At 67.3% G+C, this 20,561-nt stretch carries 19 protein-coding genes; 10 read left to right on the top strand and 9 right to left on the bottom strand.

All coding sequences use genetic code 11. The annotated features are described in order from the left end of the window. The first annotated feature begins 92 nt into the window (after positions 1 to 92). Positions 93 to 1,076 carry a diguanylate cyclase gene (locus AB4Y44_RS12880; RefSeq protein WP_342922924.1) on the top strand — a complete coding sequence of 328 codons (984 nt, stop codon included), beginning with the start codon at positions 93 to 95 and terminating at the stop codon, positions 1,074 to 1,076. 12 nt (positions 1,077 to 1,088) lie between these two features. On the opposite strand, the gene AB4Y44_RS12875 is transcribed toward AB4Y44_RS12880, so the two are convergent. After that, entirely contained in the window at positions 1,089 to 3,143 is a 2,055-nt protein-coding gene (locus AB4Y44_RS12875; protein WP_368699768.1) for a hypothetical protein, read from the bottom strand. 403 nt (positions 3,144 to 3,546) lie between these two features. On the opposite strand from AB4Y44_RS12875, the gene AB4Y44_RS12870 reads away from it, so the two are divergent. From AB4Y44_RS12870 to AB4Y44_RS12860, 3 genes are read left to right on the top strand one after another with little or no spacing between them, the layout of a single operon-like run. Beyond that, positions 3,547 to 4,287 (top strand): transcriptional regulator, encoded by a 741-nt coding sequence (locus AB4Y44_RS12870; RefSeq protein ID WP_368699759.1) that lies wholly within the window; start codon positions 3,547 to 3,549, stop codon positions 4,285 to 4,287. 55 nt (positions 4,288 to 4,342) lie between these two features. Then, on the top strand, positions 4,343 to 4,861 hold the full coding sequence (locus tag AB4Y44_RS12865; RefSeq protein ID WP_028205375.1) for a sigma-70 family RNA polymerase sigma factor: 519 nt from the start codon (positions 4,343 to 4,345) through the stop codon (positions 4,859 to 4,861). Next, positions 4,858 to 5,703 carry an anti-sigma factor gene (locus AB4Y44_RS12860; protein WP_368699758.1) on the top strand — a complete coding sequence of 282 codons (846 nt, stop codon included), beginning with the start codon at positions 4,858 to 4,860 and terminating at the stop codon, positions 5,701 to 5,703. Before AB4Y44_RS12865 ends, AB4Y44_RS12860 begins: the two co-directional genes overlap by 4 nt. Before the next feature lie 114 nt (positions 5,704 to 5,817). Here the strand turns inward: AB4Y44_RS12860 and AB4Y44_RS12855 are convergent, their stop codons facing one another. The 4 genes from AB4Y44_RS12855 to AB4Y44_RS12840 all read right to left on the bottom strand — a co-directional run bounded on the left by AB4Y44_RS12855 (position 5,818) and on the right by AB4Y44_RS12840 (position 9,532). Beyond that, complete coding sequence (locus tag AB4Y44_RS12855; RefSeq protein ID WP_368699757.1) at positions 5,818 to 7,617, bottom strand: trypsin-like peptidase domain-containing protein; 1,800 nt, start codon at positions 7,615 to 7,617, stop codon at positions 5,818 to 5,820. A 316-nt stretch (positions 7,618 to 7,933) separates the two neighbouring features. Beyond that, positions 7,934 to 8,263 (bottom strand): DUF4148 domain-containing protein, encoded by a 330-nt coding sequence (locus tag AB4Y44_RS12850; RefSeq protein WP_342922858.1) that lies wholly within the window; start codon positions 8,261 to 8,263, stop codon positions 7,934 to 7,936. A 130-nt stretch (positions 8,264 to 8,393) separates the two neighbouring features. After that, positions 8,394 to 8,963: a chromate transporter gene (locus tag AB4Y44_RS12845; RefSeq protein ID WP_342922857.1), complete on the bottom strand. Its 570-nt coding sequence runs from the start codon at positions 8,961 to 8,963 to the stop codon at positions 8,394 to 8,396. Then, the gene (locus AB4Y44_RS12840) at positions 8,960 to 9,532 is read right to left on the bottom strand and encodes a chromate transporter (RefSeq protein ID WP_368699756.1); all 573 of its coding nucleotides are present in this window, start codon (positions 9,530 to 9,532) and stop codon (positions 8,960 to 8,962) included. Before AB4Y44_RS12840 ends, AB4Y44_RS12845 begins: the two co-directional genes overlap by 4 nt. A 250-nt stretch (positions 9,533 to 9,782) precedes the next feature. On the opposite strand from AB4Y44_RS12840, the gene AB4Y44_RS12835 reads away from it, so the two are divergent. Further along, complete coding sequence (locus AB4Y44_RS12835; protein WP_368699755.1) at positions 9,783 to 10,886, top strand: PHB depolymerase family esterase; 1,104 nt, start codon at positions 9,783 to 9,785, stop codon at positions 10,884 to 10,886. Positions 10,887 to 10,894: 8 nt separating this feature from the next. Here AB4Y44_RS12835 and AB4Y44_RS12830 read toward each other — a convergent pair whose 3' ends face one another. Both AB4Y44_RS12830 and AB4Y44_RS12825 read right to left on the bottom strand, forming a co-directional pair. Then, positions 10,895 to 12,298: a DHA2 family efflux MFS transporter permease subunit gene (locus tag AB4Y44_RS12830; protein WP_368699754.1), complete on the bottom strand. Its 1,404-nt coding sequence runs from the start codon at positions 12,296 to 12,298 to the stop codon at positions 10,895 to 10,897. Next, positions 12,295 to 12,723, bottom strand: a complete 429-nt coding sequence (locus AB4Y44_RS12825) for a MarR family winged helix-turn-helix transcriptional regulator (RefSeq protein ID WP_368699753.1) — start codon at positions 12,721 to 12,723, stop codon at positions 12,295 to 12,297. The genes AB4Y44_RS12830 and AB4Y44_RS12825 overlap by 4 nt, the downstream gene beginning before the upstream one ends. Before the next feature lie 188 nt (positions 12,724 to 12,911). Here AB4Y44_RS12825 and AB4Y44_RS12820 point away from each other — a divergent pair, with 188 nt between their 5' ends. From AB4Y44_RS12820 to AB4Y44_RS12800, 5 genes are all read left to right on the top strand, one after another. Continuing rightward, positions 12,912 to 14,165, top strand: a complete 1,254-nt coding sequence (locus AB4Y44_RS12820) for a DUF1479 domain-containing protein (protein WP_368699752.1) — start codon at positions 12,912 to 12,914, stop codon at positions 14,163 to 14,165. A gap of 102 nt (positions 14,166 to 14,267) precedes the next feature. Next, positions 14,268 to 15,311, top strand: coding sequence for a transporter (locus AB4Y44_RS12815; protein ID WP_368699767.1), 1,044 nt, complete (start codon positions 14,268 to 14,270; stop codon positions 15,309 to 15,311). Between the two features lie 95 nt (positions 15,312 to 15,406). Beyond that, positions 15,407 to 15,538: a hypothetical protein gene (locus AB4Y44_RS12810; protein WP_342922851.1), complete on the top strand. Its 132-nt coding sequence runs from the start codon at positions 15,407 to 15,409 to the stop codon at positions 15,536 to 15,538. Between the two features lie 126 nt (positions 15,539 to 15,664). Further along, complete coding sequence (locus AB4Y44_RS12805) at positions 15,665 to 17,275, top strand: EAL domain-containing protein (RefSeq protein ID WP_368699751.1); 1,611 nt, start codon at positions 15,665 to 15,667, stop codon at positions 17,273 to 17,275. Positions 17,276 to 17,414: 139 nt separating this feature from the next. Further along, a complete protein-coding gene (locus tag AB4Y44_RS12800; protein WP_368699750.1) occupies positions 17,415 to 18,386 on the top strand; it encodes a sulfonate ABC transporter substrate-binding protein in 972 nt (323 codons plus the stop codon). Positions 18,387 to 18,429: 43 nt separating this feature from the next. On the opposite strand, the gene AB4Y44_RS12795 is transcribed toward AB4Y44_RS12800, so the two are convergent. Both AB4Y44_RS12795 and AB4Y44_RS12790 read right to left on the bottom strand, forming a co-directional pair. Then, complete coding sequence (locus AB4Y44_RS12795; protein ID WP_368699749.1) at positions 18,430 to 19,374, bottom strand: ABC transporter substrate-binding protein; 945 nt, start codon at positions 19,372 to 19,374, stop codon at positions 18,430 to 18,432. Positions 19,375 to 19,478: 104 nt separating this feature from the next. Next, complete coding sequence (locus tag AB4Y44_RS12790) at positions 19,479 to 20,522, bottom strand: ribose ABC transporter permease (protein ID WP_133187246.1); 1,044 nt, start codon at positions 20,520 to 20,522, stop codon at positions 19,479 to 19,481. Positions 20,523 to 20,561 lie beyond the last annotated feature (39 nt).

Below are 20,561 nucleotides of genomic sequence, written 5' to 3'. Positions count from 1 at the left end.
GTCTCGACCCGGGCAGCGCCGACGACGCTTCGCTCGCCGTCGCGCTGGAGGCCGTGCGTAGCGCGCTGGAGCAGACGCTGCCCGCCGCCGATATGCCGATGATGGTGCTGCTGGTGGACGACCAGGCGATCGTGGCGGAGGCCGTGCGCCGGGCGCTCGCCAGCGAGCGCGAGATCGACTTCCACTACTGCGCGCATCCCGACCAGGCCGTGCGCATGGCCGAGGAAGTGCGCCCGACCGTGATCCTGCAGGACCTCGTGATGCCGGGCACCGACGGCCTCACGCTCGTGCGCGCCTACCGCGCGAACGAAGCGACGCGCGACGTGCCGATCATCGTGCTCTCCACCAAGGAAGAACCCGCCATCAAGAGCGCGGCGTTCGCCTCGGGGGCCAACGATTACCTCGTCAAGCTGCCGGACAGCGTCGAGCTGATCGCGCGCGTGAAATATCATTCGCGATCCTACGTAAACATGCTGCAGCGCGACGAGGCCTATCGCGCGCTGCGCCGCTCGCAGCAGGAACTGCTCCGTGCGAACCTCGAACTGCGCCGCCTCACGCATTCGGATGGCCTGACCGGCCTCTCGAACCGGCGCTATCTGGACGAGTTCCTGAGCGCCGAGTGGAAGCGCGCGGAGCGCGAGCGCACCGAAGTGTCGCTGCTGATGATCGACGTGGACTACTTCAAGCCCTACAACGACACCTACGGCCACGTGGCAGGCGACAACGTGCTGCGCTCGGTGGCGACGACGATCCGCCGCGAGATACGTCAGCCGCACGACCTCGTGGCACGCTTCGGCGGCGAAGAGTTCGCCGTGGTGCTGCCGGGCACGGGCAGCGCGGGCGCGCGGCTGCTCGCCGAGAAAATGCGCCGCGACGTGGTGGGGCTCGCGTTGCCGCACGTGGGCTCCGCGGTGAGCGAGCACCTCACGATCAGCATCGGCGTGGCGACGCTCACGCCCGCGCCGGGGCTCGCGGAAACTGCGCTGATCGAGGAGGCCGACGCCGCGCTGTACCGCGCGAAGCGCGACGGCCGTAATCGCGTGGCGTTTTCCACGCACGTCTCGGGACGGCCGTAATGCCGCGGCGCCTCAACCGGGCGTCCAGTCGTACATGAGGATTTTGGCGCGCGCGTCGTCCTCCACGAGTACCACGTAATCGCCGTTATCGCGCCGCGCGGCGCTCATGCCCATATAGATGTCCACCCACCCGCTCGTGTTGCCCACGTTCGCACCGGGCGTCATCGAGCCGACGACCTGGCCGCTGCGCGCGTCGTACACATCGACCTTCTGCGTGTAGAGCTCCGCGATGAACACATAGTTGCCGGCCACGGCGATCCCCACCGTCGTCACCTGCGGGCTGCTGCCCGTGTCCCAGGGCAACGACGCCTGCCACGTGAGCGTAGGCGAACCGCTCGACCAGTTGTCGTAACGCGCGAGCACGGGTCCGGCTTCCTTCCAGTGCGACGCATCCCACGGAATGTTCGCAGTGAAGCCGGTAATGTACATCGTGTCGGTTTCGGCCACGTAGACGATCCGCGCGATGCGGTTGAACGGCGCCGGCATCGGGAAGACCTTCGACGATGCATAGGTGTACTGCGGATTGCCCTGCGCATCGAGCCCTTGCATCGGCATCTCGCGAATCCCCGAAAGGGGCGTGGCGAGCCACACGTTGCCGGGCGTGTCCACCCACCAGTAGCCGTTGCCGACCGTCGCGCCCGTCGAGGGATTCGAGGCGATTTCGCTGGCGTCCACGTGGCCGTCGCCGTTCGCGTCGCGCCACATCCACTCGCCGTAGGTCGGTTGGCCGGCGGGCCAGTTGCCGGGCATCGGATTCTGGGCGAGCAGGCCCGAGGGAATCGCGACTTCGCCATCGGTTGAGGGCGAGAAGCGGTAGATGTTCAGGTAGTGCGCGTACTGGTCGAGCGTATAGAGGAATGGCTGGCCATTGAAGCGGCGCACCATGGGCGAGCCGCGTACGCCGCGCGTGGAGTGCAGCGCGGGATCGTCGGGATACGCGAAGCGGTTGAGCGTGAAGCCCGCATAGGTCCATTGCTTGCCGGGCGCCTGACGGTAGTCGAGCGTGAAGCGCTTCGAGCCGGTGAAGACGTTCGCGGGGTTGGCGGGGTCGAAGGCGGCGGCATCGACGAAGGTCAGGCCGTCGAGGCGCCAGCCCAGCGTGCGCGTACCCATCGCGTAACTTTCGAGCACCGCCCCCTGGCCGACGAGCGCGGTGCCGTACGGCCGCGGCCCCTGGCCGTTTTGCGCGACGTACAGGTTGCCCGCCTGATCGTAGCCGATGCTGGTGATGCCGTTGAAGCGCCAGTCTCCGGGCGTGCCCTCCACGACGTGGAAGATGCCCTGGCGCGCGCCCAGCGTACCCGCGGCCGCCATCTGGCCGCTCGACGAGCGGGCGTAGAGCAGAATCTGCTGCGAGGGGCCGTTGTCGGCAATCGAGAGCTGGCCCGAAGGCGCGAACGCGAGGTCGGTGGGCACGCTGCCCGCGGGCAGCACGGGCGCATCGTTGAGCGCGGTGCCGTCCTTGCGGTAGTGGCCGATGCCCGGGCCGTTCGCGTCCTGCATGCCCTGGATCACCCAGAGCGTACCGTCCGCAGCCAGCGCAATGCGGCCGGGCGTGGGCACGGAGAACGAACGCAGTTGACGCATGGTTTGCGCGTCGTAGACCACGATGCGGCTGTCCGCGGTATCGGCAACGTACAGTTCGGCGTCGGTGGCGGCCAGGCCGCGCACGGCGCCGTCGCTGCTGCCCGGCGCGGCGAGCACGCGCAGGAAGCTGTTTTTCGTCGTGTTCGCGCTGTTGCCGATGCCGCTCGCGAACGGCGCGCCCTGCGCCACGTTCGAGCGCAGCCGGCGCGTCACGCCGAACCAGGTCTGGTTGGCCGGCGGATAGTCCGCGCCCACGAGCCCGTTGCTCTGGTTGCCGATCGACATCGCGGCATAGACGTAAGTGCTGTTCGCCGCGATGGCGTCGCCGCCCGCATTGCCCCAGCCGTGCGTGTTGCCGGCCACGGCGAGCTTGTCGCCGCCGCGGTAGACGCCGATCTCGCTGCCGCTTTCGTCCCAGGGCGCGTTCGCGTAGACGGTGCCGTCGGGCGCGACGGCGATGGCCTGTACGTCCTGCTGCATCCACTTGCCGTCGCCGAAGCCGAAGTTGTTGCCGATCCAGGACGTGGTGTAGTTGAGCGTGCTTTGCGCAACGCAGGGTTGAATGGCGAGACCTTGCAGCGCTACCGACAAGGCAATGACGCGAGCAGCATTTTTCACTTGAATTCCCATCAATCACGAATCTGCCGCAGGGTGCGCGGCAGTTGGGCGTGATGCTCGCATGCGCTTTTAAGGAAATAATTCAAATATTATTCAATGCGGATAATGTGGCGTTTTTTATGCGGATGCGATGAAGGGGGCGCCCGCGTGGCGCAAAATCGCCCGAGCGCCGCGCAAAACGGGAATTTCGCCGCCCGCGGGAATAATCCGCGCCCGCCGCGCGTTAGCCCCCGCATCTCCACCCAATCAGCATCGATTCACGATCATGAAGTTTCGCGGGCCGCTCGACGAGCCGCCGGTTTCCGAAGCCGATATCCAGGCCTATAGCGACGGCACGCTTGCCGGCGCGCGGGCGGCGCACGTGCGGCGCTACCTCGCGGGCAAGCCCGGCGAATGGCATCGCATCCTGTTCTACCGGCGCCTGAACGCGCAGATCCGCGATGCTTACCCGGCGCCGGGTGCGTCGACCGCGCAGGCGGCGCACTCGCGCACCGTCCCAGCCCGAAGCAGGCGGGTGTTGCGCTACGCTATCGCCCTCGCGGCCGCCCTGTCGATGACGGGCGCCGCAGTGGCGTGGATCGGCGTGACCGAGCCGTCGCAGCAGGTGCTGAACAACGCCGCGGTGATGGCGCTGATGGAAGCCGAAAACGCGCAGCCGGGGGCGCTGGAAGCGGGCGCGGCGCGTGCGCCGTTCGATTTCGGCGCGGCGGGCCTGCACTTTCTCGGCGGCGGCGAAGTGCGGGTCGGCCCGTTCGCGAGTGCGCAGCGCTATGTCTACGAGAACAACCAGGGCGAGCGCGTGGTGCTGCTCGCGAGCCGTGCCTGGCTGGCCGGCGCGGCGCCGCAGTGGAGCGCCCACCGCGCGGGTCCGCTGCGGCTTCTGATGTGGCGCGAGCGCGGCACGCGCTGGGTGCTCGCGGGCAATGCCCAAACGCGCGGCTTGATGCGCGCGGCGGATCTCGCAACGCTTGCCACCCAGCCGGCGCGCGAAGGCGAAGGATCGTGAACCTGCCCGACGATGCAAACCGCGCAATGACCCTTGCGGCAATCCAGGATGAAACATGGACATCCGTGACGAGCTGATAGAACACGTGCCGCGCCTGCGACGCTACGCGCGCGCGCTGATCAACAACCGCGAGCTCGCCGACGACCTCGTGCAGGACACGCTCGAGCGCGCCATCGCCCGCACGGAGCTGTTTCGTTCGGGCACCGACCTGCGCGCCTGGCTTTTCACGATCATGCACAACCTGTTCGTGAACCAGGTGCGCAAGTCGGCGGCACGCGGCGCGCACGTTTCCGTCGACGACGACAGCGTGCCCGAAACCGACTATGCCGTGCCCGCGACGCAGACGGGCGCGCTCGAAGTGCGCGATCTGGACTTTGCGCTGCAGCGCCTGCCCGTGGAGCAGCGCGAGGTGGTGCTTCTGGTAGGACTGGAGGAGATGAGTTACGCCGATGTCGCATTGGCGCTCGACATACCGATCGGCACGGTCATGTCGCGTCTGTCGAGGGGGCGCGAGCGCTTGCGGGCGCTCATGGCCGGTTCCGTCCCGCGTGCGAATCTGAAGGTGGTGCGATGAGCGAGCAACAAAATCCAGTCACGCAAGACGAGATCCACGCCTACGTGGACGGCACGCTTTCCGAGGCGCGCCGCGCCGACGTGGAGCGCGAGCTCGAGCGCAACCCCGAGCTTGCCGCGCGCGCGAGCGACTTCTTCGCGCTCAACAACCTGCTGCACGAACGTTACGACCGCGTGCTCAACGAGCCGCTGCCTGCGCGCCTGCGCGTGGCCGCTCCTGAGCCCGGGCCGCAAGCGGTGCGAAACACGCGCCCGGCGGCGAACTGGCCGCGCTTCGCGGGCCTCGCGGCGGCGCTGGTGCTGGGCGTGGGAATCGGGTGGGGCATGCACTCCGGCATGAGCGGCACGGGCGGACCCGCAGGTGTGGCTGGCGGCGGCGAGCTGCGGGCGGTGAGCGCGGACAACTCCATGCGATTCGCGCAGCAAGCGGCGTTGGCGCATGTCGTCTATATGCCGACGGTGGCGCGGCCCGACACGATGGACGACAGCCAGGAGCAGGACTTCGTGAAGTGGCTCGCGAACCGGCTCGGCACCAACGTGCACGCGCCGATGCTCTCGAAGAGCGGGTTCGAGCTTTCGGGGGGGCGCTTGTTGCCGGCCGATGACGGCGGCGAAGTCGCGCAGTTCATGTATCACAACGCGCGTGGCGAGCGGGTGACGCTGTGTATCTCGCACCGTAAGACGAGCGCCAACACGACCGCGTTCAAGCTTTATCAGGACGGGCCTGTGAATGTGTTCTATTGGGTGGATGGCGACTTTGGTTATGCGCTTTCGGGCGGGATCGACCGTAAGGAGCTGCTGCAGCTTGCGCATGATGTTTATGCGCAGCTGACGCCGCGGTGACGGTTGGTTTTTTGTTGTTGTTCCTGGCCGCGATCGCCTTTCGTTGCTTTCGCGTCGGTATGACGCGAAAGCAACGAAACGCCGAAAGCAGCCAGAAACCGCGCACAGCGCCCATCACCGAATCTTCACAGCAACAAAACTCCGCGCATTATTCCGCTGAATCAGCAGCGACATGCTCTTCGTCGCCTTCGCCTCGAGCGCGACAGCTTGCTCCTGCGATTCGACCAGCGTGTCATCGAGCGACAGCACGACATCGCCAGCCCGCACGCCCGCGCTCGCGGCGGGTCCAGTGGAGGCTTCCACCATCAAACCAAGCGGCAACCCGGTCGTGCGCTTTTCTTCGGCGCTCAGCGCATGCGCGATCAGACCGAGGCGGTCGGCGGCATGGCGCGCGGCCGGTGCCGTCGCAGCGGCGGGCTGCGCGTTCGGGTCCGTCATCACCGCTTTGACGGCGTGCACGTCAGACGGCGGCGTCTTGCTCACCGGATCCGCTACGGCGGGCGCGACGGGCGCGTCGGTATTCTCCGCCGCCTGTGCGGCTTCGGTAGCCCGTGCTGCCGTCGCCCCAGCGGCGCCAGCGGCCCCCGCTGCGCCTGTCGCCGCTGCAGGCGCATCCCCATCCGCCGCCTTCGCCTCGAACGCCGTGTTCGAGAAGCCCGCCACCGCGGGCTGGCGGTTGCGGATCACCTTGAGCGACGCCGGCGTCGCCGGCGGCACGGAAGCGAGCGCGGCGGCGAGCGTCGCGGCCCGGTCGACGGGCTTGGTGCCGACCTGCACGATCACGTCGCCGGTCCGGATGCCCGCTTTGCCGATCGGCGAGCCAGGATCGACGGCGTCGACGAGCGCGCCGCCCGCGTGCGGCAAGCCGAGCGCGGCCGCAAGGCCGGGGCTCACGTCTTCCACCTGCATGCCGAAGGTGCGGATCGTGCCGCCGTTGCCCGCGGTTGCCGCGTTCGCCGTATTGACGCTGGCGGCGGGCGCCGCCTTGCGCGCCTGCAACTGCGCGCGGAACTGGTTGGCGGCGTCGATCGGAATCGCGAAGGTCAGGCCCTGGTAGCGGCCGCCGTCCGCGTAAATCTGCACGCCGATGCCGATCACCTCGCCCGCGCGATTGAAGATCGGCCCGCCGGAATTGTCGGGGTTGACCGCCACGTCGGTTTGCAGGAACGGGAACGGCTTGCCGTCGGGCAGCGTGCGCGAGGTCGCGCTGAGGATGCCAGTCGTCACGGTGTTCTGGTAGCTGTCCGGCGACCCGATCGACAGCACGGGCTCGCCGGCTTGCACCTTCGCCGTTTCGGCGAGCTTCACGAACGGCAGATCATGGCCGTCGATCTGCAGCACGGCAACGTCGCTTTGCGGGTCGACGGCGACGACCTCCGCCTTGAACTCGCGCTTGTCCGTGAGCCGCACGGTCACCTGCTCGGCGTTGTCGACGATATGCGCCGTGGTCAGCACGACGCCATCGGGGCTGACGATGAAGCCGGAGCCCGCGCCCGTCATCACGCGCGGTCCGCTGGCCTCGGCGTCGGACGCTGGCTTCGGCGCGTGCCGGAAGAACGCGAAGAAAGGATCGGCGTCGTCGATCGCTTCCTGCTCGGGCGGCGCGGACGGGTCGTCGGCGCTGCGCGCGATCACGTGCACAACGGCTGGGCCGTAGCGCTCGGCGAGCGAGAAGAAGTCGGGCGCGGCCACGGCCGCCGGCGCGTTTGCCTCGGCGGTGGCCTTCGGCGCGGCCGCTTTGTCGCCAGCCGCCTTGTCGTTAGCGGCCTTATTGGCGGCAGCTTTGTTGGCAGGCGGCTTGGCGGCGGCCGGAGGCGGCGTTGCGGCGTTCGCCTCGTAACAGAAAGCGCTGGCAAGCGCGAGGGCAAGCGCCGCCGCAGGGCGCGAAGTGCGGGCGAAGATCAGGCGGAGCACAGCACACCTCCCAGTGGTCATCGTGCTGGCGGGCGACACGCGAACGCGGATAGCAAACGAATGCCGACGTCCATAGTGTAGTCACGCCACAAGACAATTGGGGGGCAGGGTTTGTCCTGTACCGCACGCAAATCGGCACGCAGGCGTCACGGTGCATGCGCGGCGCATCGAGCATGACGCTTTGCTGACTTCGCGGCTTGTCAGGATGCTCAGGAAAGGGTGGGGCGACGCCGAACAGGCGCGCGAAAAGCCCCGCTCGTCGCGGGCGGGGCTTCGGCTTTGGCGGGTGGCTGCGAGCGGGTTCCGGCGATCGCTTTCAGCTACCCGAATACAGGTTGCAGAAGCTCACCGGCCCGACACACGTCGTGTGCGGTGCGCCGGCGTCGCTCGTGCCCTGCATGGGCGCGCCCATGCCGCTGGGTTCCTGCTGTTGATGCTGTGCCTTCGCACGCGCGACTTGCTGCGCGGAGATCGGGCTCACGTCGGGATACGAGCTATCGGTCACGAATTGCGAACCGTTGGCCTGCGCTTCGATCAACTGTTCGCGCACCTGGGCACGCGTGAGTCCCTGCGCTGACGCGGTGGATACGGCGCCGATGCAAGCCGTCACGGCGAGCAAGGCGAAAAGCGGGCGGCGGATTAACATTTCGAACTCCTGATTAAATGACATGGTTCGGCGACCGGCTGGCGCACGGTCGAATCAACGGAGACTGCAATCGGTATACCGCCGCGGGTGGGCTGTTATTCCCGTGAAGTTGTCGCCGCAGGGAGTTTTTCTACGTGAGCTGCACCTGGAACCAATGCGGCAGGTCCGCGCCGATCAGGCTGACGCCAAAGAGCGCGAGCGCGCCGGCAAACAGAAGAACGAGCGGACTGACCCGCGTTCTGAGCAACACGCAAAGCGACACGACGGCGATGGCCTTCGCGGGCAGGCCGCCGTTGAGCGACTCGAGCAGCACCCAGCCCGCCGCGAGCATCATGCCGGCCGCGATGGGGCGCAGGCCGCGCTCGAGCGCCAACTGCCACGCCGCGCCCTGATAGCGGCCCCAGATATGCGTGACGCCATAGATGAGGATAGCGGTTGGCAGCAGGAGCGCGGCGGTCGCCACGAGCGCGCCCCAGAAGCCGGCAACCTGCCAGCCGATCAACGTGACGAGCAGCGAACCCGGCCCCGGCGCCATGCGCGAAATCGCGAAGTCGGCGGCGAATTGCGAATGCGTCATCCACGGATGGACGTCCACGACCTGGCGCTGGATCTCGGCGACGATCGCCTGGCCGCCGCCGATCGTCACGAGCGAAAGTGGCGCGAAAATGGCGGCGAGCTGACCGAGCAGGCGTGCATTCATCGCGCACCCCGGCGGATCGCCACGTATTCGTAGAGCACGCTCACGGTGCCGCCTGCCACGACCACCCACATCAGCGACAAACGCAGAATGCCGATCGCAACAAAGGTCGCTGCCATGAGCAGCAGCGGCAGCACCTGCCGACGCACGCGCCGCGCGGTGATGACACCCATCGACAGCGACAGTCCGGTGGCCGCCGCGGCGGCGCCCGCGATCAGAATCTGCGTGAGCGGATGGAAGATGAGCGCGCCGATCACGCTGCCGATCACGACGATCAGACATGCGGGCGGCACGAGGATGCCCGTTACGGCCACGGCGGCGCCACGCCAGCCCAGCAGCCGGTGCCCGATCCAGATCGCCATGTTCTTCACGTTGATGCCGGGCAGCGCCTGCGAAATGGCGAGCCCGTTGAGAAAGTCCTCTTCGCTGATCCAGTGGCGATCCTGGACGAATTCGCGCAGCAGCCAGCCGCTCAAGCCGCCGCCAAAGCTCGTCATGCCAATGCGGCTGAAGATCAGAAAGAGTCCGAACAGCGTGGGGCCCGGCGAGGCGTTTGGCGTGGAAGCGGTCACGGGGATGACGGAAGGCGGGTAATGCCGAACGGTTCGGCTATCGTCTCTAGCGGCGGTGGCCGAAATTATAGCGCCGCAACACCTGTGGCGCGGGCGCGCGGTCACGCAAAATTCAGCGCGAGATCAGGGCCGTTATGATGGTCGGACTCGCAGCGGCTCGATCGCTGCCATCGCTGCGATCGCTGTACTTGCGCTGTCCGCCGTGTGCCGCCTGGCGTGACGTGAACAAAACGCCTTGTCGCCATTGCTCATGCCCAGGAAAAAGACCAGCGTCTGGCTCAAAGGTCTCGAACTGCTCACCCGCATGAGCGTACCGCGACCGAAGAAAAAGGCCGCCAAACCCAAAACGGTGCCCGCAACGGCCGCGCAGGTCGCGAGGCCGGCAGCCAAACCGGCGAGGCACGCCGGCAAGGCGCACGTGGGGCGCGCGCAGCCGGCGGGCACGGCGGGCAGGTGGATCCGCTCCTATCATTCCGCGCCGCCCAGGGCCGGGCATCTCGTCAACCATCTCGCGTATGCGCTCTATTTGCCCGCCGGCGCGGCCAGCGCCACGGGCCTGCCGCTCGTGGTCATGCTGCACGGCTGCAAGCAGACGGCGGAGTCGTTTGCCGCGGGCACGCGGGTTTGCCGGCTGGCGGATCGCGCAGGCTTCGCCGTGCTGCTTCCCGAGCAGGCGAAAACGGCGCACGCGCAGCGATGCTGGCACTGGCACGGCGATCATGCGCAGTCGGAGGCGCCAGCGGTCGCCTCGCTCGTCGATGCCGTCGCGCGCGAGCACGGCTTCGATCGCGAGCGCGTCTACCTCGCGGGCATCTCGGCGGGAGCGGGTCTCGCGTCCGTGCTCGCGATGCGCCATCCGCGGCGCTTCGCGGCCGTGGGCCTGCACTCGGGGCCGGTTTTCGGTGCGGCCAGTTCCACCATGAGCGCGATGAGCGTCATGCGCCACGGCAGCCGCGAAGACCCGGTGCATCTGGTCGATACCGCTCTCGACGTCGCCGCCCATCCCGGTGTGCCCGCCTTCATCGTGCAAGGCGAAATCGACGCGGTCGTGGCGAAGCGCAACGGTGCACAGCTCGGCATGCAGTTCGCGCGTGTCAACCGGCTGCTCGACGCGCAGGGCGAATTGCGCGTCGGCGAGATGCGGACCTATAGCCGTGACGCGGTGGCGTACACCGACTATGTCAAGTCGGGCAGGCTCGTCGTGCGGGTGTGTGTCGTTCGCGGGCTCGGGCACGCATGGAGCGGCGGCGATCCGCGCGAAGCGTTTCATTCGGACCGAGGTCCCGACGCGATGGCGCTGATGTGGCAGTTCTTCCGGCGGCAGCGCCGAACTGCGGCAAGCGACATGGGGTGAGCAGGGCGTCAGCCCTCGTTTGCTCGGCGCACTCTCGCCGGGAGCAGCGTGGCCGCCGCGAAGCACAGGAGATGCAGCCCGCAGAGCGCCGCGAACGCTGGCAGGAAGTGCCGCGGTTCGGCAGCGGAAGCACTCGGTACTGCCAGGGAAACGGCGATGGAGATGAGCGTCGTCGCAACCGGGCCGCCAATTCGCTGCGCGATATTCAACGCGGTGTTCGCCACTGGAAGCCGTTCCTTCGGCATGCGGGCATACGCGGCGGAAATCGAAGGAATGCTAATGGTTCCCTGACCCACGCCCGCGATAAAGAGACTCGCCAACGCGAGGCCCGTGGAGAACGCGTGGCCCGTCATCCACAGGAACGGCAGCGTGGCGACGAGCGCCAGCAGTGCGCCGCCCGCCGCGAGCGCGCGGCAGCCCAGCCGCTCGGAGAGAAAGCCCATGCAGGCGAACGACGCCATCATGCCCGCGCCCGTCGCCGCGAGCAGCCAGCCCGCATGCGCTGCGCTCAGGCCACAGCCTGCTATGAGGTAGAGCGGAACGGCAAGCTGCCGTCCATACATGATGCCGTTGGCGAAGAATTGCGTGATGGCGGGCACCGCGAACATCCGGTCCGCAAAGAGGCGCACGTCGATCAGCGCCGACGTTGGCCGGCGCAGCGAGTGCCACACGAAGCCCGCGAGCAGCGCGGCGCCGGCTAGCAGAAACCCCGCGCCTTCGGCGTGCATGGCGCTCTGGAAGCCGTAGACGAGCGCGGCGAGCCCCGGCGAGATCAACGCAAAGCCCGCGAAATCGAAGCGGCGCTTTTGCGGTTGGGCGGTGTCGGGCGCGAGCAAACGCGTGGCCAGCGTGACGCCGAGTATGCCGACCGGCACGTTGATCAGGAACAGCCACGGCCACGCCGCGCGCGCCAGCACCGCGCCGGCAAGCACCGGGCCGAGGATCGGCCCGAGCAGGATGGGCAGCGTGGCGTAGCCCATCACGCGCTCCATGTTCTTGCCCGCGACACGCCCGATCATCATCTGCGCCATGGGCGCGAGCAGCCCGGCAATCAGGCCCTGAACAATGCGCGCGGCGATCAGTTCCCCCATGGTCTGCGCCGCGCCGCACAGCACGGAGGCGAGCGTGAAGGCCGAGAAGGCGAAGAGGTAGAGCCGCTTCGCACCGACGCGGTCCACCAGCCAGCCGTTGAGCGGAAGCATGAGCGCCATGGCCAGCAGGTAGCCGCTCATGATCCACTGCGTCGTGGCAACGGGCGAGTGGAGTGCACGGCCGATGGCCGGGAGCGAAACGTTCACGAGCGTCGAGTCCATCTGCGCCATGAACGAGCCGAGCGAGACGACCACGGCGACCTTCCAGACGGACGCGGGAATCCGGTTGTCGGCACCGCTGGGCTCACGCGTGCCGCTCATCGTTCGGCCAGCCTTCTCATGATGTCGCCCGCCTTGAAAAGCGTGGTGCGCTCGTCTTCGACGAGGTCCGCGATGGCCTGCGAGAGCCACAGCTGTTTCGCGTCGCGGGTCTGTTTGCGCAGTTGCCTGCCCTTTTGCGTCAGCTCGATGAGCAACTGACGGCCGTCGGTCGCATGTGGCGTACGCGTGACGAGAGCCATGTCCTCGAGGGCCGCGATGGTGGCGCCCATCGACTGGGGCCGCATGCCTTCGGCGCGCGCGAGCGCGGCAATCGTGGCGGGGCCGTCGTTGGCGAGCCGCGACATGACGACGGACTCGGTCATCGAAAGGGCGTCCGCATAAGACTCGTTGCGCGTGCGCCGCACGAGCATGCCGATCGCCTGCATGAGGTCGATGACGGCGGGTTCAGGGTTTTTGGCAGACATGGCGATCCACGCGGATTCGGCTGGGGTACGTCAGTCAATCATGAAGATAAACAGCCAAACTTGCAAGTTTACCTGTTGAAAATGTGAAGGCCCGAGGAGAGCGCTGCCAAACGGCTAACGCCAGACGAGCGCCATTGAGGCGTATGCTTGCCATCGAACGACGGCATTCAACCCCGATGGAGACACGCATGGCGGCACTTCAAATCGACGATGTCCCGGCCGCGATCCGGCAGGCCAAGCGCATGTTGCGCGCGCAACTGCCGAACTATCGCGAAGTGTTCGAGGAAGTCGCGCAGGCCATAGGCGAAGAAGCACGGCACATTGCCCGGCTGCGCGACGCGGGCGAGGCCGTGATCCCGGAGATCGCGTTCGCCGACATCCAGGCGCAGCGCGTGAGTCCCGAGGCGATCGCGCTCGTGAAGGCGCGCGGCGCCTGCGTGATCCGCCGCGTGTTCGAGCCGGAGCAGGCCGCACGCTGGGACGCCGAAATCGCCGGGTACGTTGAGCGCAACGATCTCGACGCGCGTGCCGCGCAACGCGCGGCGCAGCGCAATGCCCTCCCGCCGCAGGCGAGCCGCCCGTTGATCTATGGCCTCTACTGGTCCCGCCCGCAGGTGCAGGCCCGCGAGTCCGCCGAACTGACGGCCGCGCGCGTCTTCCTCAACCGCCTGTGGCGCCATGAGAGCGAGGGGCGCGTGCATTTCGATCCCGATGTCGTGCCCGTCTACGCCGACCGTCTGAGGCGCCGGCCGCCCGGGACGGCTGCGCCCGGCCTCGCCCCGCATTGCGACGGCGGCGCGGTCGAGCGCTGGGTCGACGAGAATTTCCGCCAGGTCTATCGCCACGTGTTCTCGGGCGACTGGCGGCGCTACGACCCGTTCGACGGCGCGTACCGCACGCATGCAAGCGAGATTCCCTCGCGCATCGCCTCTTCGATGTTCCGCACCTTCCAGGGCTGGACCGCGCTCACGCCGCAGGGCCCCGGCGACGGCACGCTGCAGATCGTGCCCATCGCCAACGCCATGGCGTATGTCCTCCTGCGCGCGCTGCAGGACGACGTGGCCGAGGACGACCTGTGCGGCGCCCAGCCGGGCCGTGGGCTGCCGGTCAGCCGCGAGTGGCATGCGCCGCTGATCGATGCGCTGATTTCGATTCCCCAGATGCAAGCCGGCGACACCGTGTTCTGGCACTGCGACGTGATTCACTCCGTGGAAGACGAGCACCGCGGCAGCGGCTACAGTAACGTGATGTACATTCCGGCCACGCCCGGTTGCGCGAAGAACGACGCCTATTTGCAGCGCCAGTTGCCGAGCTTTCTCGAAGGCCGCAGCCCGCCCGACTTTCCCGCCGAGCATATCGAAGCCGATCTGGCGGACCGGGCGGGCGTGGCCGATCTCACGCCGCTCGGCCGCACCCAGCTTGGCTTGTCCGGCGTCGCCTAACATGGGCACATGACCCGCGCGTGTCGGCGCATCGATTCGCGCGCTTGCCTGTAAAAGCGCGCGTGTGGCATGCTGTGCGCCGATCAACCGGCCATGACGACCATGGATTTCGCTTCGTCCGTCGCAACCTATGGCGCCGACCTGTCGGGCCTCATTTGCGGTTTTCGCTTCACGCCCGGCCAGCCCGGGCAGCCCGTCACGTGCGACGATGTCCTCGAGGCGCTGCGGCGCACGCACGAGAGCGGCGAGCCGCAGGCCGTGCGCGACGACACGTTTTACTGGCTGCACTTCAATCTCGCCCACGCCGCGGCGCAACCGTGGATGCGCGCGCATCTCGACCTGCCCGACGCCTTCTTCGAGATGCTCGTGGAAGGCTCGCACTCCACGCGCATCGAACACGTCGATAACGGCCTGTTCGCCGTGGTCAACGATGTGATGTTCGATTTCGAACTCACGCCCTCGCAGATCGCGACGCTCTGGTCGTACACGCACGAGCGCATTCTCGTCACGGCGCGCCTGAAGCCGCTGCGCTCCATCGACCGTCTGCGCGGCTACGTGCGCAGCGGCGAGACGTTCCGTTCGCCGGCCGAGCTGCTGATCCACCTGATGCGCGACCAGGCCGACCTCATGGTGGAGATCGTGCGCCGCACGAGTATCGACGTCGACCGCGCCGAGGACCAGTTTCTCGCCTCGCGCCGCAATGCGAGCCGCCATGAACTCGCGGCCATGCGGCGCATCCTGGTGCGCCTGCAACGCATGCTCGCGCCGGAGCCGGGCTCGATTTTCCGTCTGCTCGCGCGCCCGCCGCGCTGGCTCCAGGCACCCGACATGCAGGACCTGCGCGAGGCGACCGAAGAGTTCTCGCTCGTGCTGGGCGACATGGCCGGACTTGTCGAGCGCATCAAGCTCCTGCAGGAAGAAATCGCCGCGCGGCTCGAAGAGCAGAACAACCGCACGCTCTTCACGCTCACGCTCGTCACCGTGCTCGCGCTGCCGATCAACATCGTCGCGGGCTTCTTCGGCATGAACGTGGGCGGCATTCCGCTCGCGGAAAATCGCCACGGCTTCTGGCTCATGGTGGTGCTGGTCGCGACCTTCACGGCGCTGCTGGGATGGTGGGTGTTCCGCCGGCGCGGCGATACCTGAGGCTTGCTGGGGCGCCGCCGGCCTGCCTGGCGCGCGCTATTTGCCAGGCGCTCGAAATTCCTGTTTGAGCGCATCACGCGATCGGCGACGACGTATTGCGCCATTTCGCCGAGATCCTGCGCACGCAGCTGCGCGCGGGCGACATGGCCGGGCGCATCGGCGGGCGCAGCGACTTCGCGCTCTACCGCGCGAAAAAGGGCGGCCGCAACCGCATCGAATGCGCATGATGGGCGCTCACGTTAGCTGACGTTGGCGTGCGCCGGGCACCGCCCGCGCCCGCGGCAAGCGCGTTGGTGTATGTTGGCGTCATACCGTAGCCGCCCCCCCATGACGGCCCTGGTGCGGAGGACGCCTTGCCCGAAGTCTCGCCCAACCCCGGCGCGGTCCGCTCGCGAGTCTCGCGTTTGCTCGTGCTGCTGGTCGTGGCGCTGATTCCGATCCTGCTGTGTGTGGCGCTCGGGCGTTACGAGGCCGAACGCATCGCACAGCGCGAGGCGAGCCTCGCTTCCGCGTTCATCGTCGGGCAGGTGGTCTCGATCGTCGAGACGGCGCAGAGCGCGGCGCGCTCTTTCGCGCCGCGTGCGAACGAAGCGTGCGATACGCTCTCGCCGGATCTCACGCGCAAGGTCGCCACCGTGCCCTATGTGCGCACGCTCAACATCCTTTACGAAGGCCGCATCGACTGCTCGTCCGCGTACTCGCAACAGGCGGTCCCCGATGGCGGCTGGCTCAAAGGCAGCGCGCCGGCCTCGCAGGACGAATGGCTCACGATCGTCGACGACACGCCGATGGTGCGCAACCGCCCCTCGCTGCTGGTGGGCGTCGCGGGCGAAGCGGGGCGCGCGGTCGTGGCCGTGGTGGACGTGCAGTATCTGATGGACCTGCTGCATGGCGCGGCGCCGCTCACGGTGTTTCGCCAGGCCGAGCTGACGGTGGGCGAGGGTACCGTGCTGCGCGAAGCCATGGCGCTCGTGAACGTGCGCGGCGCGCCGTTGCTGGTCGACGTGCAAAAGCGCATGTCGGGCGCCACGATCGACTTGAAGATCTACGGGCGGCCCGAGCGCATTCTGGAATACTGGCGCGCCCTGCTGCTGCGCTACATGCCGTGGGCGGCTGCCTTCTCCGCGTGGCTCGTCTGGCTCGTGCGCCGCCTGCAGCAAAGCGGGCAGTCGCGCCGCGAACAACTGCTGCGGGCCATTCGCGCGAACGAATTCCATGTCGAATACCAGCCGCTCTACGGCGTCGAGACGGGGCGCTGCGAGGGCGCGGAGGCGTTGCTGCGCTGGGTGCGGCCAGGCACCGGCGCGATCCGTCCGGACGAGTTCATTCAGGTGGCCGAAGAAGAGCACGTGATCGTGCCGCTCACGCAGCATCTGCTGAAGCTCATGGAGCGCGATGTCGCCACGTGGGACGTCGCACCGGGATTTCACCTCGGCGTCAACTTCGCGCCCGAGCATCTGTCGGGCGTAGAGCTCGTGAGCGACGTGCAGGCACTGCGCGCGGCCGTGGCGCCCCACGGCGCGACGATCACGCTGGAAATCACCGAGCGCACGCTGGTGCGCAATACCGAGCAGGCGCGCAGCAATCTCGTGACCTTGCGGCGCGAGGGCGTGAGGGTCGCCATCGACGACTTCGGCATGGGATATTGCTCGCTCTCGTATCTCGAGAAATTTCCGTTCGATATCCTGAAGATCGATCGCGGCTTCGTGCTGACCATCGACGCGCAAGGCAGCAAGGCGGCCGTGCTCGACGCCATTATCGATCTCGCACATAGTCTTGGCGCGCGGCTCGTGGCCGAGGGGGTGGAAACGCAGGTGCAGCGCGACTATCTGTGCGCGCGCGGCGTCACCTATATCCAGGGCTTTTTCTACGCGAGGCCCATGCCGTCGGAGGCGTTCGTGCGCTGGTATCGCGCGAACGGGGCGCATATGTCGCCCAATCCGCACATGACGGCCGGCATATAGGGCGTCCGCGTATTCCCGCCGGCGTGATTTGCTTAGCGCGAAACATCGGTTCGGCGAACGCGTGCGGCCCGGTAGCATCAACGCTTCGATGGCTGCGCCGTGTCGGTGCACGCCCCATGCCAACACGGAAGCGCTGAAGATGACTCGCCCCACGCCGCCCAGACCCTATACCCGCCGCCACTTCCTCGCCACGCTGGGCGCGACGCTTGCCGGCGCGGCGCTGCCCGCCACCGCGTTCGCGAAATATCAGCCCGACCAGTTCCGCATCGGTTACCAGAAGGCCGCGAGCACGCTCGTGCTGCTCAAGGCCAACGGCACGCTCGAAACGCGTCTCGCGCCGCTCGGCATCAAGGTATCGTGGACCGAATTCCCGGCCGGTCCGCAATTGCTCGAAGGCCTGAACGTGGGAGCGATCGACTTTGGCTACGTGGGCGAGGCACCGCCCGTATTTGCCCAGGCCGCGGGCGCGGATTTCGTCTATACGGCGTATGAGTTGCCCACGCCGCACGCGGAAGGCGTGGTGGTGGCGAAAAACTCGCCGATCCGTGATGTGGCAGGACTAAAGGGCAAGAAGATTGGCCTGAATCGCGGCTCGGACGTGCATTGGTTCCTCGTCGCGCTGCTGCAAAAGCAGGGCCTTTCCATCGGCGACGTGCAGCCCGTGTATCTGGCACCCGCCGACGCGCGCGCGGCGCTGCAAAGCGGCGCCATCGACGCATGGGCGATCTGGGACCCGTTCCTGGCCGCCGTCGAGTCGCAGGACGGCGCTCGCCTGCTGGCCGACGCCAGCGGCGTGGCGAGCCATCATCAGTTCTTCCTGAGCCAGCGCGAATTCGCACAAAACCGCAAGGACGCGCTGGCGATCGCGCTGGACGAACTCGGCAAGACGGGGCAATGGGTGCGCGCCAACACGGCGGCAGCGGCCGCGAAACTCTCGCCGATCCAGGGGCTCGACGCGGCAACGATCCAGACCGGCCTCACGCATTACGCGCATGAATACCGGCCTATCGACGCCGCCGTGATCGCGCAGCAGCAGAAGATCGCGGACACGTTCTACGATCTGAAGATCATTCCGCGCCGCGTGGTGACGAAGGACGCCGTGCTCGCCTGACCGCGCGAGCACGGGCGCCCCGTGCTCATGCAACGCCAGCCGCTCAATGCGGCGACGACCAGCCCTTGTAGCTGCCCACGTTGTCGCGCGTGACGAGTTGCGGCGTCATTTCGATCATCGGGTTGGCGGGCTTCTTGCCGTTCATGATCTCGTAGCCCACCTGCACGGCCGTTTGCGCCATCTTCCACGGGTCCTGGCTCGCCGACGCCTGCACCAGCGTATCGGTCTTGAGCGCCGTTTCGATATCGGGCGCGCCGTCCACCGACGTGATCACGATGTTGGTGCGATGCAGCTGCTTCGCGGCGAGGTCGCTGCCGATGGCCTGCGGGTCGTTGATGGCGAACACGCCGGCAATCTTCGGGAAGCGCGTGAGGTAGCCCTGCATCACGTTCATGCCGCCTTCACGCGAGCCCTTGGCGTCCTGGTCGTCGGAGAGGATCTTGATGCCGGGCGTCTTCGCGAGCACCTGCTTGCAGCCGTTCACGCGGTCGATCACGGCCGAGACCTGCGGCCCGTTCTGGATGATCACGTTGCCGGTGTTGTTGATCTTCTTCGCGAGGTATTCGCACGAAATCTCGCCGGCCTTCACGTTGTCGGTCTGCACGGTGGCGTCGGCGCCAGCGGCGGCCACGTCCACGGCCATCACCACGATACCGGCCGCTTGCGCCTTCTTCACCGCCGGCAGGATCGCCTTCGGATCGGTCGCGTTCAGAAGGATCATGTCCACGTGCGCCGAAATGAAGTTGTCGATCTGCGTGAACTGCTTGTTGAGGTCGTAGTCGGCGGAAACGGCCGTGACCTTGGCATTCGGATTGATCTGTTTGGCCTTCGCTTCCGCACCCTGCACGATCGTCACGAAGTAGGGGTTGCCAAGCGAACCCACGGTAATGCCAATCGACTTGAGCTGCTTGTCGGCGGCATGCGCGCCTTGCAGTGCGAAGCCGAACGTGAGGGCGGCAGCGGCGAGAACGACTTTCTTCTTGAACATGAGGTTGTCTCCTGAGGGGTCCTGTTTGGGTGCTTTCCGGGCGAGCGCAGCAGGACCGCCTGCGCTCGCGCCTGTTTCTGGCTGATGCGGTATCGAATGTTCGCTTAGGTACGGGCCGAGCCGCGCTGGCGGTAGCGGTCGAGCGCCACGGCGCCGACGATCACGAGACCCTTGATGATGTACTGCCAGATGTCCGAGACGCCGAGCAGCACGAGGCCATTGGTCAGGACGGCGATGATGAGCGCGCCGATTAGCGTGCCGATGATCGAGCCCACGCCGCCCACGAAGCTCGTGCCGCCCAGAATCACCGCGGCGATCGCGTCGAGTTCGTAGGACTGGCCCAGTTGCAGGCCGTTGGCTGCATAGAGACGGGCTGCCGACATCACCGCGCCGAGACCCGCGAGCAGGCCCGACACGGCATAGACGAACATCTCGATGCCCCACACCTTGATGCCCGAGAGGCGCGCTGCTTCCGGGTTGCCGCCCACCGAGTAGATGCGCAGGCCGAGCACGGTACGGCGCAGCACGAACCACGAGCCTGCCACCACCACGAGCGCGATGATGACGAGCCAGGGCACGCCGAGCACCGTGCCGTTGCCGATGAACGCGAACGACAGTTGCGGGTTGAAGATCGTGGTGTCGTGACCCATGAGGCGCGCAATGCCGCGCACCGCCGTGAGCGAGCCGAGCGTGACGATGAACGGCGGCAGGCGCAGGAGCGCGATGAGCGCGCCGTTGATGAGGCCGAAGCCGAGGCCGACCGCGAGCGCCATGGGCACGCCGACCCAGCCCCAGCCCGCGAAGTTCGAGCCGATCATGGCGGCCATCGCGGCTGCGGCCAGCACCGAGCCCACCGAAAGGTCGATGCCGCCCGTGAGAATCACGAACGTCATACCCGCGGCGAGCACGATGTTGATCGACGCCTGCTGCGTGACGATCGAAAGATTCTCCAGCGTGAAGAAGCCATCGTTGAGCAGACCGAAGCCGATGCACAGCAGCACCAGCACCGGCAGCATGCCGGCGGTGCGCACGAGCGACTTCATGCGCTGGCGATGACCGTCGACCGCGACGCTGCGTGCGGGTTGAGCGCCTTGCGCGGGCTGCGTGGGCGAGGCCGCGACACCGTGCCGGGGAAGAATGCTTTTCATGTCGTACTCCTGAGGGACGTTTCTTGCGTATGCGGTGAA

The organism is Paraburkholderia sp. BR10937 (assembly GCF_040965695.1).
Classification (GTDB): domain Bacteria; phylum Pseudomonadota; class Gammaproteobacteria; order Burkholderiales; family Burkholderiaceae; genus Paraburkholderia.
This window is presented reverse-complemented; position numbering and strand designations above follow the sequence as displayed.